Origin of the sequence: Micromonospora sp. RHAY321 (assembly GCF_023896955.1) — a bacterium.
Classification (GTDB): Bacteria; Actinomycetota; Actinomycetes; order Mycobacteriales; family Micromonosporaceae; genus Micromonospora.
Genome location: NZ_JAMHIW010000002.1, coordinates 417,983 through 432,759 on the forward strand (window position 1 = coordinate 417,983; position 14,777 = coordinate 432,759).

Here is a 14,777-nt window from a genome sequence, read left to right on the forward strand (position 1 = left end):
GGGTCAGGTCAGGCGCGGAGGATGTCGGTGCCGTCCACCCGGACGGGGATCTCCGTCAGGCCCCGGGTGGCGGGGCCGCCGAGCCGGGCGCCGTCGCCGGCCGAGAAGGTGGAGTTGTGCGCGGGACAGGTGATCACCCCGTCGCGGGGAGCGCCGACCCGCACGCCCTGGTGCGGGCAGGTCGCGTCGTACGCCGTGAAGGTGCCGGCCTCGGGCTGCACGACCAGCACGCCGTCGACCACCGTGCCACCGCCGACCGGGACATCGCCGGTACGGGCCAGCACGGTGCCGGCCGTGGCGGCCGCACCGCCCGCCGGGGTGTCGCCGGCCCCGCAGGCGCTGAGAAGTCCGGCGGCGCCGACCGCGCCGGCCCCGGTCAGCAGCGCCCTCCGGCTCAGGCACCAGCGGTTGTCGCGGAGGAAGTCCTGCCCGTCGTACACCGTCGTCACCTCTCCGTCGGCGGACCGGACCGCTGTGGTCCCGGGCGCCGCTGCCGCTGGTCGGCGGCGGCGCGGCCGGACAGGTCCGGTGGTTCGCCGGACCAGCCTGCCCCACGCGGCTGAACGTCAGATGCGACGACGCTGAATGGCGGCTGGGTGCCGGCGGTGGGCCGCAGATGCCCGCCGGGGCGGCCCGTACGATGCTCCGGTGATTCTTCGGGGTTCGGTCCGGGCCGATCGTCCGCTGGTGGTACTCGCTGTCGAGGAGGAGGCGCGGTACCTCCCTCCGGAGCTGCCGGTGCTGCTCACCGGGATGGGCAAGGTGAACGCCGCCAGCGCGGTGGCGGCGGTGCTGGCGGCCGGGCCGCGCCCCGCCCTGGTGCTCAACCTGGGCACCGCTGGCGCGCTGCGCCCCGGGTGGGGCGGCATCCACGAGGTCGCCACCGTGCTCCAGCACGACCTGGACACCGCCCTGCTGCGCACGCTCACCGGCCAGACCTACGGCGCGCCGCTTCCGCTGGCCGCCGAGGGCGCGGTGCTCGCCACCGGCGACACGTTCGTGGCCGACGACGCGGCGCGGGACCGGTTGGCGCAGCGCGCAGACCTGGTCGACATGGAGGGGTACGCGATCGCCTGGGCCGCCAGTCAGGCCGGCGTACCGTGCCGCCTGGTCAAGCAGGTCAGCGACCAGGCGGGGGAGGGTGCGGCCCGGACGTGGCGGGAGTCGGTGGACGACTGCGCCCGGGACCTCGCCGACTGGGCCGGCCGTCACCTCGCCTGACGGTCGGGGTCACTCGCCCGGCCGCCACAGTCGCAGGCCCGGCGTGGTCTCCGGGGTGTGGCCGGGGGTCAGGATGTGACCGGCCAGCCCGAGCGCCACGATCCCGGCGACCGACAGGGGCGGCCATCCGCCCGCCCACGGCAGCACCAGCAGCGGCAGCAACTGCCAGACCAACCGCCGCCACGGCACGACCGCGGTCACCAACCAGGTGAACAGGACGCGGCCGAGCACGAACAGCATCGGGCCACCGATGATCAGCACGAGCCACCGCGCCGGCGTCGCTCCGGTCGGTCGTGCGGCGACCAGGTCGAAGGAGGCCGCCGTGCCGATCACGCCGGTCAGCATCACCAGATGTGTGTACGGAGCCACCCGGGACGCCTTGCGCGTGTCCGCCCCGGCCTTCAGCAACTTGCCGGCCTGAAAGACGTAGATCTGCCAGAGCAGCAGCATGGTGGCGAAGGCGCAGAGCAGGGCGGAGAGCCGGAGGCGGTCGAGATCCATCCGGCTGACTTCCAGAATGGGCACCAGAATGATGTCGCCGAGGGCCAGGATGATGAACTGCTGGTACCGCTCGCCCAGGTGCTCGGTGGTCCGGTCGTACTGCTCGAGGGGCACCCGGCCCAGCCCGGGCGTCGGGTACCGAACCGCTGCGGAGACCAGGTCGATCACTATCGCGACCGTCCAGAATTCCCAGTTCGGCGTGCCGGTCAGGGCTCCGGTGATCCAGAGCACGCCGGAGACGACGAACCAGAACAGGAACCGTGTGGCCCGCTCCGTGGCCGCCCGGTGCCGCTGTCGGTGCAACGTGGTGACCAGGACGACGCCGCGCACCACGTGCGTGGTGGTGTAAGCGATCGCGAAGACCATGGCGTGCCCGGCAGACAGCATCGGCAGAGCGGCCGCCATCCCCACCGAGCCCACCATGGCGACCATCAGGATGGCCTGGATCGGGCGCTGGTCCGGGTCGTAGAACTCGGTTGTCGTGGAGGTGACCGACCAGGTCCACCAGATCGCCGCCAGCGTCAGGAGCACCGGCCCGGCACCGGTCCAGGGCTCGCGTTCGGCGATCAGCTTCGAGACCATGGCGAGCGCGGCCACGAAGACGACGTCGAAGAGCAGCTCCAGCAGCGTGGCCCGGGCCGACCCGTTCGGCCGGCGTACCAGCGCCGTGCTGCCTCCCGTGGTCATGCCCGGCCTCCCGCCGCATCCTCCGAGGATTATCGGCGGCACCGGCTCGGCGCGTCCCTGGATCGGCGATTCCCGCCGATCCCGGTCACACGGCGGCCGACCGGAGGTTGCCATGCCGCCGATCAACGGGCGATGCTTGATGACATCCACATATCTCGATCTCTGCGGAGGCTCGGATGCGCCGCTCCCCGCTCGTCGCCCTCGTCCTGACCGCCCTCCTGCTCCTCACGCCCGGCGCGGCGCAGGCCGCCGTCCCCGACCGGGCCGCCCCCGCCCCGCGGACCGCCGACCCTGCCGCGCTGGCCGGGGTACGCACTGCCGGCACCGCCTGGGGCCTCGACCCGGCCACCGGTCGGATGACCATCACCGTCGATGACACCGTGGCCCCCGCCGAGGTGGCGGCACTGCGGGCGGTGGCCGACCGCGCCGGCGCGCTGCTGCGCCGGGAGCCCGGAACGCTGCGGACCCTGATCGCCGGCGGGCAGGGCATCTACGGCGGCGGTGGCCGCTGCTCGCTCGGCGCCAACGTGCGCAGCGGCACCACCTACTACGTGATCACCGCCGGGCACTGCACCGCGGCTGCCAGTTCCTGGTACGCCGACAGCGCACAGACCACCGTGCTCGGCGTCCGTACCGCGACCAGCTTTCCCAACAACGACTACGGCGTGATCCGCTACACCGGCCGGATCGCCCATCCCAGCGCCGTCTACACCTACCCCGGCCTGCTGACCATCTACGGCGCCGGCAGCGCGTACGTCGGTCAGGCCGTCTGCCGCAGCGGCGCCACCACCGGGGTGCGGTGCGGCAGTGTCACCGGGCTCAACCAGACCGTCAACTACTCCGGCGGCGTGGTCTACGGCCTGATCCGGACCAACATCTGCGCCGAGCCGGGCGACAGCGGCGGACCGCTCTACGTGGCGGCCACCGGAACGATCATCGGCATCCTCTCCGGCGGCAGCGGCAACTGCACCTCCGGCGGCACCACCTACTACCAGCCCATCGGGGAGGCGCTGGCCGCGCACGGGCTGACGCTGCCCTGACCCGTCGTTGCGCTCGGCGCAACCGGTTGCCCGTTCCCTGCAACGGGCCTAGGCTCGGCGGCACCCCGGACCCCGCCGCGAGGACGAGTGCATGCCGCCCGAGCCCCGACACGACCCCGCGACCGCCCCGGCCGGCCCTCCGCCGGTCGAGGTGGCCACGGTGGGGGAGACGATGGTCGTGCTCTGTCCCGCGCCGGGCGAGCCACTGGAGCAGGCCGAGCGGGTCGCCGTCTCGGTCGGCGGCGCCGAGTCCAACGTGGCCGGCTACCTGGCCCGGCTCGGGCACCGGGCCGCCTGGGTGAGCCGGGTCGGCGACGACCCGTTCGGGCGGGCCGTCGTCCGGCACGTCGCCGCCGGCGGCGTCCGCGTCGACCTGGTCACCGTGGACCCGACCGCGCCCACCGGGCTGTACGTCAAGGACCCGGGCCCGACGGCGACCGCCGTGCACTACTACCGCGCCGGGTCGGCCGCCTCCCGGATGGATCCCAGCGACCTGACCGACCCTCGGCTGGCCGGCGCCCGGGTGCTGCACCTGTCCGGGATCACCCCGGCGCTCTCCGCCACCTGTTGGGCGCTGGTCGAGCACGCCGTGACCGACCGGCCGCTGCCGGGGGCGCTGATCAGCTTCGACGTCAACCATCGGGCGCCGCTCTGGCCCGCCGACCGGGCCGCGCCGGTGCTGCGCGACCTGGCCGACCGCAGTGATGTGGTCTTCGTCGGTCAGGACGAGGCGGACGCCCTCTGGGGCACCACCGATCCGGAGGCGGTGCGCCGGCTGCTGCCGGGCCCGGACACGGTGGTGGTCAAGGACGGCGCGGTGGGCGCCACCGCCCTGTGCCGCGACGCCGAGCCGGTCTTCGTCCCGGCGCCCCGGGTCACGGTCGTCGAGCCGGTCGGCGCCGGGGACGCCTTCGCCGCCGGCTACCTCGCCGGGCTGCTGCGCGGCCTCGATCCGGTACGCCGGCTGCGCCTCGGTCACCTGGTCGCCGCGCAGGCGCTGGGCAGCAGCGGCGACAACGCCCCACTGCCACCGTGGACCTGGTTCGATCGGCTGCTCGACGCCCCCACCGACGCCTGGTCACCGCTGGACCTGACCGGCCCGAGAGAGGTCTGAGGCATGTCTTGCGTGGCGGCCCCGGTGCGGCACGTCGACGGCGCGGTGACCGCGGCCGTGTCGGTGACCGCCCCGACGGTGGTGGCCACCCTCGCCGACCTGCGACGACTGCTGCCCCGACTGCTGAGCACCACGCAGCGGATCTCCCGCGACCTCGGATGGAGTGGACCATGACCACACTGGACTTCGATCATGTCTTCGGCGCCGCCCGGGTGATGGCGATCCTGCGCGGCCTGCCGGTGGCGGAGACCGTCCGGCTCGCCGGGAGGGCCTGGGACCTCGGCATCGACGTGGTGGAGGTGCCGGTGGCCACCGCCGACGCGGTGCCGGCGCTGCGCGCCGCCGTCGAGGCGGGCGCGGAGCGCGGCAGGATCGTCGGCGCCGGCACGGTGCTCGGCATCGAGCAGGTGACCGCGGCGGCCGACGCCGGTGCCGCCTTCACCGTCGCGCCCGGCCTGGACCTGGCGGTCGCCGACGCCGCCGCCGCGCGGGGCCTGCCCCACCTGCCGGGCGTGGCCACCCCGACCGAGGCGCAGCAGGCGCTGCGGCACGGCCTCACCTGGCTCAAGGCGTTCCCCGCGATCTCCCTGGGCCCGGCCTGGTTCCGGGCCGTCGCCGGCCCGCTGCCGCAGCTGCGCTTCGTCGCCACCGGCGGCCTCGACGCGGGCAACGCCGGCGAGTTCCTGGCCGCCGGCGTACGGGTGGTGGCCGTCGGCTCGGCGCTGGCCGACCCCGACCAGCTGGACCGACTCGCCGAGCTGGTCGCCCTCGGAGCGCCCAACCGCTGACGCCCGGGGTGGCGGGTTTGCGCCATGGCGTAAAGGCGTCGGTGGGAGGCGGCAGTCGGGGACGGGCGTTGCGCCGATGCTGTGCTGCGTACCGCTCCTCGACACAAAGAGGTCATCTTGGCTCTGTCTTCCAGGCGCCGCCGGTCCGGGCTGATCGCCCTCGGCGCCGCCCTCACCCTGGCGGCCGGGTTCACCCCACCCGGCACAGGGGCGTCCGCCGCCCCTCCGCACACCCCTGACCGCCCGGCGGGCCAGCCCCCGGCCGCCGCCGGACGCGCCGCCACCGTCACCCTGATCACCGGGGACACGGTCACCGTCACCACCGCGGCCGACGGCAGCACCGTCTCGACCGTCCGCCGGCCGAACGGCAGCATGTCGAGCTTCCACCGCACGGTGCTCGACGGCGACACCTACGTCTACCCGGACGAGGCGCTGCCGTACGTCACCGGCGGCGTACTGGACCGGCAGCTGTTCAACGTCACCGAGCTCATCGCGGACGGCTACGACGACGCGCACACCGACAGGCTGCCGCTGATCGTCACCCTGACCGACGCCGCTGCCCGCAACCGCACCCGGCCCACCGTGGACGGGGCCGAGCTGGTCCGGCCGCTGGACAGCGTGCGGGGCGCGGCGCTGACCCGCCAGCGTGCCACCGCCGAGAAGTTCTGGACGGCGCTCACCGCCAGCACGGCCCGCCGCGCGGGCGGCACCCCGACCCTCGCCAACGGCATCGCCAAGGTCTGGCTGGACGCCCGGGTGCACGCCGACCTGACCGAGTCCACCGCGCAGATCGGTGCCCCGGCGGTCTGGGCCGAGGGCAACACCGCCGCCGGTGTCGACGTCGCGGTGCTCGACTCCGGTGCCGACGTCGAACATCCGGACCTCGCCGGGCAGATCACCGGCACCAGCAGCTTCGTGCCCGAAGAGCCCGACGTGCTCGACTACAAGGGACACGGCACGCACGTCGCCTCGACGATCGCCGGGACCGGCGCCGCGTCCGCCGGCGCGGAGCGGGGCGTCGCCCCCGGCGCCCGGCTGCACATCGGCAAGGTGCTCAACAGCGAGGGCAGCGGCCAGAACTCCTGGATCATCGCCGGCATGGAGTGGGCGGTCCGGGACCAGAAGGCCCGCGTCGTCAACCTCAGCCTCGGCGGCGAGGCCACCGACGGCACCGACCCGCTGAGCCAGGCGGTCAACCAGCTCAGCGCCGAGACCGGCGCCCTCTTCGTGGTCGCCGCCGGCAACGGCGGCCCCAACTCCATCGGCAGCCCGGCCGCCGCCGACTCCGCGCTCACCGTGGGCGCCGTCGACGCCACCGACCACCTCGCCGACTTCTCCAGCCAGGGTCCGCGCGCCGGCGACGGCGGGCTCAAGCCCGAGCTGACCGCACCCGGCGTGGACATCCTGGCCGCCCGCTCCCACTTCGTGCGGGGCGGCACCGGGGACTACACGCTGATGAGCGGCACCTCGATGGCCACGCCGCACGTCGCCGGCACGGCCGCCCTGGTCGCCGCCGCGCACCCCGACTGGACCGGCCAGCGCATCAAGGAGGCGCTGGTCAGCACGGTCAAGGCCACCCCCGGGTACACGCCGTACCAGGCCGGTGCCGGCCGCGTCGACGCCGTTGCCGCGGTGCACGCCAACGTCTTCGCCACCCCGAGCGCCTACTCCGGCTTCCAGGCCTGGCCGCAGCAGCCCGGGCTGACCGTCGACCGGAAGGTCACCTACACCAACACCGGCGGCACGCCGGTCACCCTGAAGCTGGCCCTTGACGCGGCCACCGCGCCGGCCGGCCTCTTCGCCCTCTCCGCCGACACCGTCACCGTGCCGGCCGGCGGCACCGCCGCCGTGACGCTGACCGCCGCGTACGACCGGCTCCCGGTAGAACGGCAGGTCAGCGGCACAATCATCGCCACCGACGGCGCCGGTACGGTCCGCGGTCGCACCCTGATCGGCGCCAGCAAGGAGGGCCAGCGGCAGAACCTGACGCTGGTCGCCAAGGACCGGGACGGCAAGCCCCTCGCCGGCAAGGTCATCCTCACCACCGACGGCCTGTTCACCGCCGTGGACCTGCCCGAGAGCGGCACCGCCACGCTGCGGCTGCCGGTCGCGACGTGGACCGGGTGGATCGCCGCCGACGTGCGGGGCGTGAACGGGCCGCACTCCAAGGGCATGGCCCTGCTCAGCTTCACCGACGTCACGCTGGACCGGGACCGCACCGTCACCCTGGACGCGCGGGCCGCCCGGCAGGTGCGGGCCCAGGTGCCCCAGGAGGCCACCCCCAGCGCACTGCGGCTGGACATCCACCGGTCCTTCGGGGCGAGCCTCACCGAGAGCCAGATGCTGCCCGACGCCTCGTACGACAGCATGTGGGCGCTGCCGACGGGCCGCCCGGTCACCGACGGCGAGTTCGAGTTCGGCGCGCGGTGGCGGCTGGAACAGCCGGCGCTGACCGTCGCCTCAGGCGAGCGTTCGTACGACGACCTGCTGGTGAAGCGGGCGACCCCGGCGCTGCCGGGCGGCCGGCACAAGCTCGACGCGGTCTACGCCCCCGACGCCTCGGCGACCGGGCTGGCCAGCAGGCCGGTCCGGGACCGGGCCGTGGTGGTCCGGCGCAGCGACACCGTGGACATCGCCACCCAGGCGCGGGCGGCCGCGACGGCCGGCGCCAAGCTGCTGCTGGTGGTCAACGACGGCGTCGGCCGGCTCCAGCCCTGGGACGAGGTTCCGTGGAGTCCGGAGAGCCCCGCCCCGGTGACCGTGGCGACGCTCACCGCCGACGAGGGCGGGCAGCTCATCGCCGCGCTGGAGCGCGGCCCGGTGCGGCTGACCGTCGACTCGCACCCGGAGACCGAGTACCTGTACGACGTGGTGCACCACTGGACCGGCGCGGTGCCGGCCGACCCCACCTACCGGCCCACGAGCCGGCAGTTGGCCCGGGTGGACGTGGAGTTCCGCAACTACCGACCGGGCAAGGCGCTGGAGTTCCGCACCGACATCTGGCGCGGCTGGGCGTCGAGCAACCTGGTGAGCGTCCGGGCGCAGGGTCGGCGTACCGACTGGGTGACCGCCGACGCCAGGTGGATCGAGGACGCCCACATCGCCGGCGAGACCGGTCAGCACTCGATGGACGTGACCACCTACCAGGCGGGCAGGCCGAGCACGGCCACCTGGTTCGGGCCGATCCAGCGGCCCCGGATGGGCGTGCTGGGCTACCTGCCGGTCCGCTACCTGGACACCGTCTACCTGCCCGCGCCCGGCTGGGGTGACGGAGGTGGCCACATCGGTGAGGCGTACGCCAACTTCGACATGGTCAACCGGACCACCCTCTACCAGGGCGACAAGGAGCTGAACTGGGGTAACGCCGAGTACCTCCGGGTCTCCGGCCTCGCTGAGCAGCGGCTGCCGTACCGGCTGGTGGTGGAGAACGACCGGGCGGCGTGGACCAACCCGTACTCCCGGCAGACCCGCACCGAGTGGGGCTTCAGCTCGGCGGTAACCGGGACGGAGACGTCCGAGGTGCTGCCGATGATCCAGCTGGACTACCGGGTGGCCATCGACCGGGACGGCAGGGCGTCGCGGCGGGCGCCGCTCACCGTGGTCGCCTCCCAGTTGCCCGGCATCACGGGCAAGATCGGCGCGGTGACCGTCGAGGTCTCCTACGACGACGGGGCGACCTGGCAGAAGCCCCGGCTCACCCGGGACGGCGACGGCTGGCGGACCTCGCTGGCCGCACCGGACGGGGCCAGCTTCGTCAGCCTGCGCACCACCGCGCGGGACGCCGCCGGCAACACCGTGAGCCAGAGCATCAACCGGGCGTTCGGCCTGCGCTGACGCCGCGATCTGCCGGCCGCCGGTCCGGGTGCCTCGCGTACCCCGGCCGGCGGCCGGTTCTCCTCCCGCGTCAGTCGGCCGCCGCGGGCCGGTCGAGGAAGTGCAGTCGGGCGCGTTTTCCCGGCAGGTCGATCAGCGGACCGGGCCGGAAACCGGTACGTCGCAGCCGATCGAGGACCTTGTCGTTGCGGGCGTCGGGCTCCATCACGATCCGCAGCCGGCCCGGGTCGGCGAACACGAAGTCCAGGATCGCCCCGAACAGCGCGCCGGTGAAGCCGCGCTCGACCCGCACCGGTGGCCCGATCAGCAGGTGGACGCCCACGTCGCCGGGGCGTACGTCGTAGCACTCGCCGACCGGGTCCGCCTCCGGCTGGTAGGTCTGCGCCAGCGCCGCCGGCACGCCATCACGGTGCACCAGGTACGCGTGGTGGGTCGCCAGCGAGTCCAGGTACGCGTAGATCTCGTGCACCCGCTCACGGCTGGCCTCGCGCATCCCCCAGAACCTGGCCCGCTCCTGCGTGACCCAGCCGTGCAGCAGGTCGGCGTCCTCGTCGGGCCGTACCGGCCGGATGGTCACCACCCCGAACCCGGTGACGTCCCGCCGGTAGTGGTGCCGGTCGGCCGTGGCGTCAGCGCTCATCTCGCTCCTCGGTGAGCTGGTCCCAGTCGGTGGTCACCGGCAGCAGTTCGCCGGCCAGCCAGGCGCGGCTCTGGTCGTCGTGGTGCGGGTCGCCGGGCACCCCGCTGGCGCCCAGCGGGACCACCCAGAGGCTGTCCTGGCGCCGGGCCAGATCCCACACGAATCGGGCCGCCGGCCCGCGCGCGCACCAGTGCGTGACCCCCGGCACGCTGGACGTGGCCAGCACACAGTCGTGGTCGCCGTCCAGGCTCGGGGCGGGTCCGGCGTCCGGATCGGGCAGCGCCCGCCAGGGCGCCAGCCGGTGCAGGTCACCCCAGCGCACCTGTCCGTTCGCCGTGTCCGCGACCTCCTCGGCCGCCGCGCCCACCAGCGCGGCCACGTCCAGGCCGGGAAGCCGGGCGTCGCCGAGCAGGTGCTCCAGCGCGTAGCCGACCCGCGGCGTCAGCGCCAGCCAGGGTGCGAACACCTCCGGGTACGCCGGCGGCTCGGCGAGCGCGGCCAGCGCCGGGTGGGCGGCCAGCCGGCGTACGACCGCCGCCCGCAGGATGGCGAAGTCGGCGGCGTCGGTGCTGTCGGCGGCCATCCGCCGGTCCCAGCGCAGCAGGCGGTCGCGCAGCGCGGAGGCGGCCGGACCGAGCCCGGTCAGCGCGGCCAGGGCGCCCAGCAGCGGGCCGGCCGAGCCGAGGTGCGTGTCGGTGTGCACGGCGGTCATCCGCTCGGCCGTCCAGTCGGCACCGGCGTCGAGCAGCTCGGCGATCCGGTGCGCCCGGTGGGGCGGGGCGAACTCGACCCCGAGCGGCTCCGCCAGCCCCCGTTCGTTGGCCATCACCGCGCGGCCGACGACCTCGGCCCGGGGCAGCGGCGCGTACCAGCCGCGCCAGGCGTGCGCGGCCTCCCAGCCCGGGACGACCCGCCGGCCGTTCTCCGGATGCCGCACCGGCACCGCGCCGGCGACCCGGTGCAGGAGCCCGCCGGCCGTGTCCGCCGCCTGCACCACGTTGACCGGCTCCACCCAGTGCCGCAGTGCCCGGTCCACGTCGGCCACGCTGCGGGCGCGCAGCAGCTCCGGCAGCGCCGCGAAACCGAGCGCGGCGCGGACCCGAGGCGGGTAGCGCAGGCTGATGGCGGTCGGATCGTCCGGCCCGCCGGCGATCACCGGACCCCGGGCGGTCTCCACCACCTCGACCTCGACCGGCTCCGCACCGGCCACCTCGATCGTCTCGACGTGGGCGTGCGCGGGTCGCCAGCCGTCCGGGCCGAGCGCCTGCACCACCGGGCCGTGCCGGCGCAGCCGTTCGGCGTACACGTCCTGGTAGTCGGCCATCGCGTTGGTGATGGCCCAGGCCACCGCGCCGGTGTGCCCGAAGTGCGCGATGCCCGGCACGCCCGGCACCGCCAGCCCGAGCACGTCGTACTCCGGGCAGGCCAGCCGGATCTGCTGGTAGACGCCGGGATCCTCGATGAACCGGTGCGGGTCGCCGGCGAGCAGTGCCGCGCCGGTGCCGGTCCGCTCGGCGGCGAGTAGCCACCCGTTGCTGCCGGCGACGGCCGGCCCGTCGGTGGCGAACAGGTCGACCGCGTCGGCGCCGAGCCGCTGCGCCACGTGCTCGCGCCAGAGCTTGCCGGGGAACCCGGCGAACAGGATGTGGTGGCCCAGCCAGACCGCCAGCGGCGTCCACGGCTGCCACACGCCGGGAGTCAGGCCCGTGGCCGCGAACTCCGGCGCTCGGGCGGCCCCGGCGGCGAGACCTTCGTTGACCCCGGCGACGTACGCGGCCACCCACTCGGCGGTCGCCGGGTCGAGCGCGGCGTGGCAGCGACGGGCGGTGTCGTCGAGCCGGACCTGCCGGGCGAACCGGTCCCAGCCGAGCGCGTCGGCACCGAGGAAGGCGGCGCTGGTGCCCTGGGCCCGGTGCCGTTCCACCTCGATCTGCCACGCCCGGTCGTACGCGGTCACCCGACCCTGCTCGCTCGCCAGGGCGAGCGGGTCGTCGGCCCGCAGGTGCGGCACGCCCCACCGGTCGCGGAAACGGGCGGCGGTCACGCCGGCTCCGGGGCGGGCACGGTGGCGCGGCGCCGGGCGGCGGGGATGACCAGCGGGGTGCCGGTCTCGGGGTCGTCGATCACCCGGCAGGGCAGCCCGAACACCTCGGCCACCAGGTCGGCCGTGACCACCGACGCCGGCTCGCCGGCGGCCACCACCTGCCCGTCGCGCATGGCGATCAGGTGGGTGGCGTAGCGGGCCGCGTGGTTCAGGTCGTGCAGCACCGCGACCAGCGTGCGCCCCTGCTCCTCGTGCAGCCGGGCGCAGAGGTCCAGGATCTCGATCTGGTGGGCGATGTCGAGGAACGTCGTCGGCTCGTCCAGGAGCAGCAGCGGGGTCTGCTGGGCCAGCGCCATGGCGATCCAGACCCGCTGCCGCTGGCCGCCGGAGAGCTCGTCCACCGGCCGGTCGGCGAGGTCGTCGACCCCGGTGGCGGCCATCGACTCCTCCACCACCCGCTCGTCCTCGCGCGACCACTGCCGCAGCAGACCCTGGTGTGGGTAGCGGCCTCGGGCGACCAGCTCGGCGACGCTGATGCCGTCGGGTGCGATGGACGACTGCGGCAGCAGGCCGAGGGTGCGGGCCACCTTCCGGGCGGGCAGGTCGTGGATGTCCCGGCCGTCCAGCAGGACCGTGCCGACGGTCGGGCGCAGCATCCGGGACAGCGCCCGCAGCAGGGTCGACTTGCCACACGCGTTCGGGCCGATGATCACGGTGAACGACCGGTCGGGCACCGCCACGGTCAGGTCCTCGGCGATGGTGCGCCGGTCGTAGGCGAGGGTCAGCGAGGTGCCGCCGAGCCGGGTGGTGCCGGGGTGCATGGGTGCTCCTTCGAGGGCGTCGCGGGTGTTCACAGCCGACCCGCCCGGCGTTCCATGGCCAGCAGCCAGACCAGGTAGCCGCCGCCGACCACTCCGGTCACCACACCGACCGGAAGCTGGTGCCCGGTGAACGCGCGCTGGGCCAGCAGGTCGGCGCCGACCAGCAGCGCCGCGCCGACCGCCATCGACGGCAGCAGGTTCGGGCCGGGCGCCCGGGTCAGCCGCTTCGTCACGTGCGGTGCGACCAGCGCCACGAACGACACCGGCCCGGCGGCGGCCGCCGCGAACGAGACGAGCAGCACCGCCGCGGCGAGCAGGACCAGGCGGAGCCGGCGTACCGGCACACCGAGGGCGCTCGCCGTGTCGTCGCCCAGCTCCATCATCCGCAGCGCCGGACCGCAGACGACGAGCACCAGTGGCGCCAGCACGGCGGTGACGACGAGCAGCGGGCCGGCGTTGGCCCAGCCCCGCCCGTCCAGGCTGCCGGTGAGCCAGAGCACCGCGCGGGCGGCGTCCATCAGCGGCGCCCGGGTCAGCAGGTAGCCGTTGACGCCGGTGAGGATCGCCGCGACGCCGATGCCGACCAGGATGAGCCGGTAGCCGTGCACCCCGCGACGCCAGGCGAGGGCGTAGATCAACAGGCCGGTGCCGAGGCCGCCGGCCACCGCCGCGCCGGCCAGGGCCAGGCTGCCGCCGCCGAGGACGACCACCACCAGCGCGCCGGTCGACGCGCCCTGGGTGAAGCCGAGCATGTCCGGGCTGCCGAGCGGGTTGCGGACCAGCGACTGGAACACGGTGCCGGCCAGCGCGAGCGCCGCGCCGACCAGCAGTGCGGTGACCAGTCGGGGCAGCCGCAGCTCCTGCACGATGAACTGCTCCGCCGGGGTGCCGCCGCCGGTGAGCGTCCGCAGCACGTCGGCCGGGCCCATCGGGTAGTCGCCGCTGCCCACGGCCACCAGGCCCAGCCCGGCCGCGAGCAGCGCGGCGCCGGCGCCGACCGCCAGCGCGCGGGGGCGGAACCGCAGCGACAACCCACCGGGTGTACGGAGGACGGTCATGGGTGGGCCACCCGTCCGCGGGCGACCAGCCAGAGGAAGAGCGGGCCGCCCAGCACGGCGGTCACCATGCCGACCTGGAGTTCGCCCGGCCGGCCCAGCACCCGGCCCAGCACGTCGGCGCCGAGCAGCAGCACCGGCGAGAGCACCGCGCAGTACGGCAGCAGCCAGCGCAGGTCGGGGCCGGTCAGGGCCCGGACGAGGTGCGGCACCAGCAGCCCGACGAAGACGATCGGACCGCAGGCGGCGGTCGCCGCTCCGCAGAGCAGGGTGACCGCGACGATCACGGCGGCCCGGATCAGCGCGGGTCGGGCGCCCAGTGCCCGTGCCGCGTCGTCGCCGAGCGCCAGGGCGTTCAGCGGCCGGGCCGTGGCGAGCGCGACCAGCAGGCCGGCCAGGATGAACGGCGCCACCTGGGTCACGGTCACCGAGTCCGTGCTCGCCAGTGAGCCGACCGTCCAGAACCGCAGCCGCTCCAGTGAGGCGGTGTCCAGCAGCATCACGGCGCTCACGTACGAGTAGAGGGTGGCGTTCAGCGCCGCGCCGGCCAGCGCGAGGCGGGCCGGGGTGGCCCCGCGCCCGCCGCCCACGGCGTAGACCAGCGCGGTGACCACCGCCGCGCCGAGCAGCGCGAACCAGACGTACCCGCCGATGGCCGTGACGCCCAGGAACGCGGCGGCGGTGGCGACGGCGGCGGACGCCCCGGCGTTGATGCCGAGCAGCCCTGGGTCGGCCAGCGGGTTGCGGGTGAGGGCCTGCATCACGGCGCCGGCCACACCGAGTGCCGCGCCGGCGAGCAGGCCGAGCAGGGTGCGGGGCAGGCGCATCCGGTGCACCACCGCGTACTCGGCGGCGTCGCGGTGCAGCAACCCGGACCAGACGTCGCCGAGCGGCATGGCCTTCGCGCCGACCGCGATGCTGAGCACGAGGACCACGCCGAGCAGCGCCACGGCGGCGACCAGGCCGGCGGCGCGGGCCGCCTGGCGACCGCGCCGCGCCGGCGGTGGTCCGGAAGGTGGTGCCGCCGACCCG

Annotated in this window: 13 protein-coding genes; 6 read left to right on the forward strand and 7 right to left on the reverse strand. The window is 75.1% G+C overall.

Annotated elements, in window-relative coordinates; translation table 11 throughout:
* Positions 1 to 8: 8 nt before the first annotated feature.
* Positions 9 to 449, reverse strand: a complete 441-nt coding sequence (locus M8C17_RS06290) for a Rieske (2Fe-2S) protein (protein WP_252415438.1) — start codon at positions 447 to 449, stop codon at positions 9 to 11.
* Between the two features lie 199 nt (positions 450 to 648).
* Between M8C17_RS06290 and M8C17_RS06295 the strand changes: the two genes are divergently transcribed.
* Positions 649 to 1,221 (forward strand): nucleosidase, encoded by a 573-nt coding sequence (locus M8C17_RS06295; protein WP_308209371.1) that lies wholly within the window; start codon positions 649 to 651, stop codon positions 1,219 to 1,221.
* 9 nt (positions 1,222 to 1,230) lie between these two features.
* Here the strand turns inward: M8C17_RS06295 and M8C17_RS06300 are convergent, their stop codons facing one another.
* On the reverse strand, positions 1,231 to 2,409 hold the full coding sequence (locus tag M8C17_RS06300; RefSeq protein WP_252415440.1) for a low temperature requirement protein A: 1,179 nt from the start codon (positions 2,407 to 2,409) through the stop codon (positions 1,231 to 1,233).
* Between the two features lie 176 nt (positions 2,410 to 2,585).
* Here M8C17_RS06300 and M8C17_RS06305 point away from each other — a divergent pair, with 176 nt between their 5' ends.
* The 5 genes from M8C17_RS06305 to M8C17_RS06325 all read left to right on the forward strand — a co-directional run bounded on the left by M8C17_RS06305 (position 2,586) and on the right by M8C17_RS06325 (position 9,185).
* Positions 2,586 to 3,449 carry a S1 family peptidase gene (locus tag M8C17_RS06305; RefSeq protein WP_252415441.1) on the forward strand — a complete coding sequence of 288 codons (864 nt, stop codon included), beginning with the start codon at positions 2,586 to 2,588 and terminating at the stop codon, positions 3,447 to 3,449.
* A gap of 91 nt (positions 3,450 to 3,540) precedes the next feature.
* Complete coding sequence (locus tag M8C17_RS06310) at positions 3,541 to 4,563, forward strand: sugar kinase (protein ID WP_252415442.1); 1,023 nt, start codon at positions 3,541 to 3,543, stop codon at positions 4,561 to 4,563.
* A gap of 3 nt (positions 4,564 to 4,566) precedes the next feature.
* Complete coding sequence (locus M8C17_RS06315) at positions 4,567 to 4,737, forward strand: IclR family transcriptional regulator C-terminal domain-containing protein (protein ID WP_252415443.1); 171 nt, start codon at positions 4,567 to 4,569, stop codon at positions 4,735 to 4,737.
* A complete protein-coding gene (locus tag M8C17_RS06320) occupies positions 4,734 to 5,351 on the forward strand; it encodes a bifunctional 4-hydroxy-2-oxoglutarate aldolase/2-dehydro-3-deoxy-phosphogluconate aldolase (protein WP_252415444.1) in 618 nt (205 codons plus the stop codon). The genes M8C17_RS06315 and M8C17_RS06320 overlap by 4 nt, the downstream gene beginning before the upstream one ends.
* A 117-nt stretch (positions 5,352 to 5,468) precedes the next feature.
* Entirely contained in the window at positions 5,469 to 9,185 is a 3,717-nt protein-coding gene (locus M8C17_RS06325) for a S8 family serine peptidase (RefSeq protein ID WP_252415445.1), read from the forward strand.
* Between the two features lie 70 nt (positions 9,186 to 9,255).
* On the opposite strand, the gene M8C17_RS06330 is transcribed toward M8C17_RS06325, so the two are convergent.
* From M8C17_RS06330 to M8C17_RS06350, 5 genes are read right to left on the reverse strand one after another with little or no spacing between them, the layout of a single operon-like run.
* Positions 9,256 to 9,825: a GNAT family N-acetyltransferase gene (locus tag M8C17_RS06330; protein WP_252415446.1), complete on the reverse strand. Its 570-nt coding sequence runs from the start codon at positions 9,823 to 9,825 to the stop codon at positions 9,256 to 9,258.
* Positions 9,815 to 11,869 carry a penicillin acylase family protein gene (locus tag M8C17_RS06335; protein WP_252415447.1) on the reverse strand — a complete coding sequence of 685 codons (2,055 nt, stop codon included), beginning with the start codon at positions 11,867 to 11,869 and terminating at the stop codon, positions 9,815 to 9,817. The genes M8C17_RS06330 and M8C17_RS06335 overlap by 11 nt, the downstream gene beginning before the upstream one ends.
* On the reverse strand, positions 11,866 to 12,690 hold the full coding sequence (locus tag M8C17_RS06340) for an ABC transporter ATP-binding protein (RefSeq protein ID WP_252415448.1): 825 nt from the start codon (positions 12,688 to 12,690) through the stop codon (positions 11,866 to 11,868). The genes M8C17_RS06335 and M8C17_RS06340 overlap by 4 nt, the downstream gene beginning before the upstream one ends.
* A 29-nt stretch (positions 12,691 to 12,719) precedes the next feature.
* Positions 12,720 to 13,748 (reverse strand): iron chelate uptake ABC transporter family permease subunit, encoded by a 1,029-nt coding sequence (locus tag M8C17_RS06345; RefSeq protein ID WP_252415449.1) that lies wholly within the window; start codon positions 13,746 to 13,748, stop codon positions 12,720 to 12,722.
* Positions 13,745 to 14,695 (reverse strand): FecCD family ABC transporter permease, encoded by a 951-nt coding sequence (locus M8C17_RS06350; RefSeq protein WP_374557591.1) that lies wholly within the window; start codon positions 14,693 to 14,695, stop codon positions 13,745 to 13,747. The genes M8C17_RS06345 and M8C17_RS06350 overlap by 4 nt, the downstream gene beginning before the upstream one ends.
* Positions 14,696 to 14,777 lie beyond the last annotated feature (82 nt).

What these genes read in the sequence shown, in the direction of transcription:
- M8C17_RS06340 (WP_252415448.1), bottom strand. Translation starts at nt 12,690, where the DNA reads ATGCACCCCGGCACCACCCGGCTCGGCGGCACCTCGCTGACCCTCGCC.
- M8C17_RS06315 (WP_252415443.1), top strand. Translation starts at nt 4,567, where the DNA reads ATGTCTTGCGTGGCGGCCCCGGTGCGGCACGTCGACGGCGCGGTGACC.
- M8C17_RS06310 (WP_252415442.1), top strand. Translation starts at nt 3,541, where the DNA reads ATGCCGCCCGAGCCCCGACACGACCCCGCGACCGCCCCGGCCGGCCCT.
- M8C17_RS06305 (WP_252415441.1), top strand. Translation starts at nt 2,586, where the DNA reads ATGCGCCGCTCCCCGCTCGTCGCCCTCGTCCTGACCGCCCTCCTGCTC.
- M8C17_RS06345 (WP_252415449.1), bottom strand. Translation starts at nt 13,748, where the DNA reads ATGACCGTCCTCCGTACACCCGGTGGGTTGTCGCTGCGGTTCCGCCCC.
- M8C17_RS06320 (WP_252415444.1), top strand. Translation starts at nt 4,734, where the DNA reads ATGACCACACTGGACTTCGATCATGTCTTCGGCGCCGCCCGGGTGATG.
- M8C17_RS06330 (WP_252415446.1), bottom strand. Translation starts at nt 9,825, where the DNA reads ATGAGCGCTGACGCCACGGCCGACCGGCACCACTACCGGCGGGACGTC.
- M8C17_RS06300 (WP_252415440.1), bottom strand. Translation starts at nt 2,409, where the DNA reads ATGACCACGGGAGGCAGCACGGCGCTGGTACGCCGGCCGAACGGGTCG.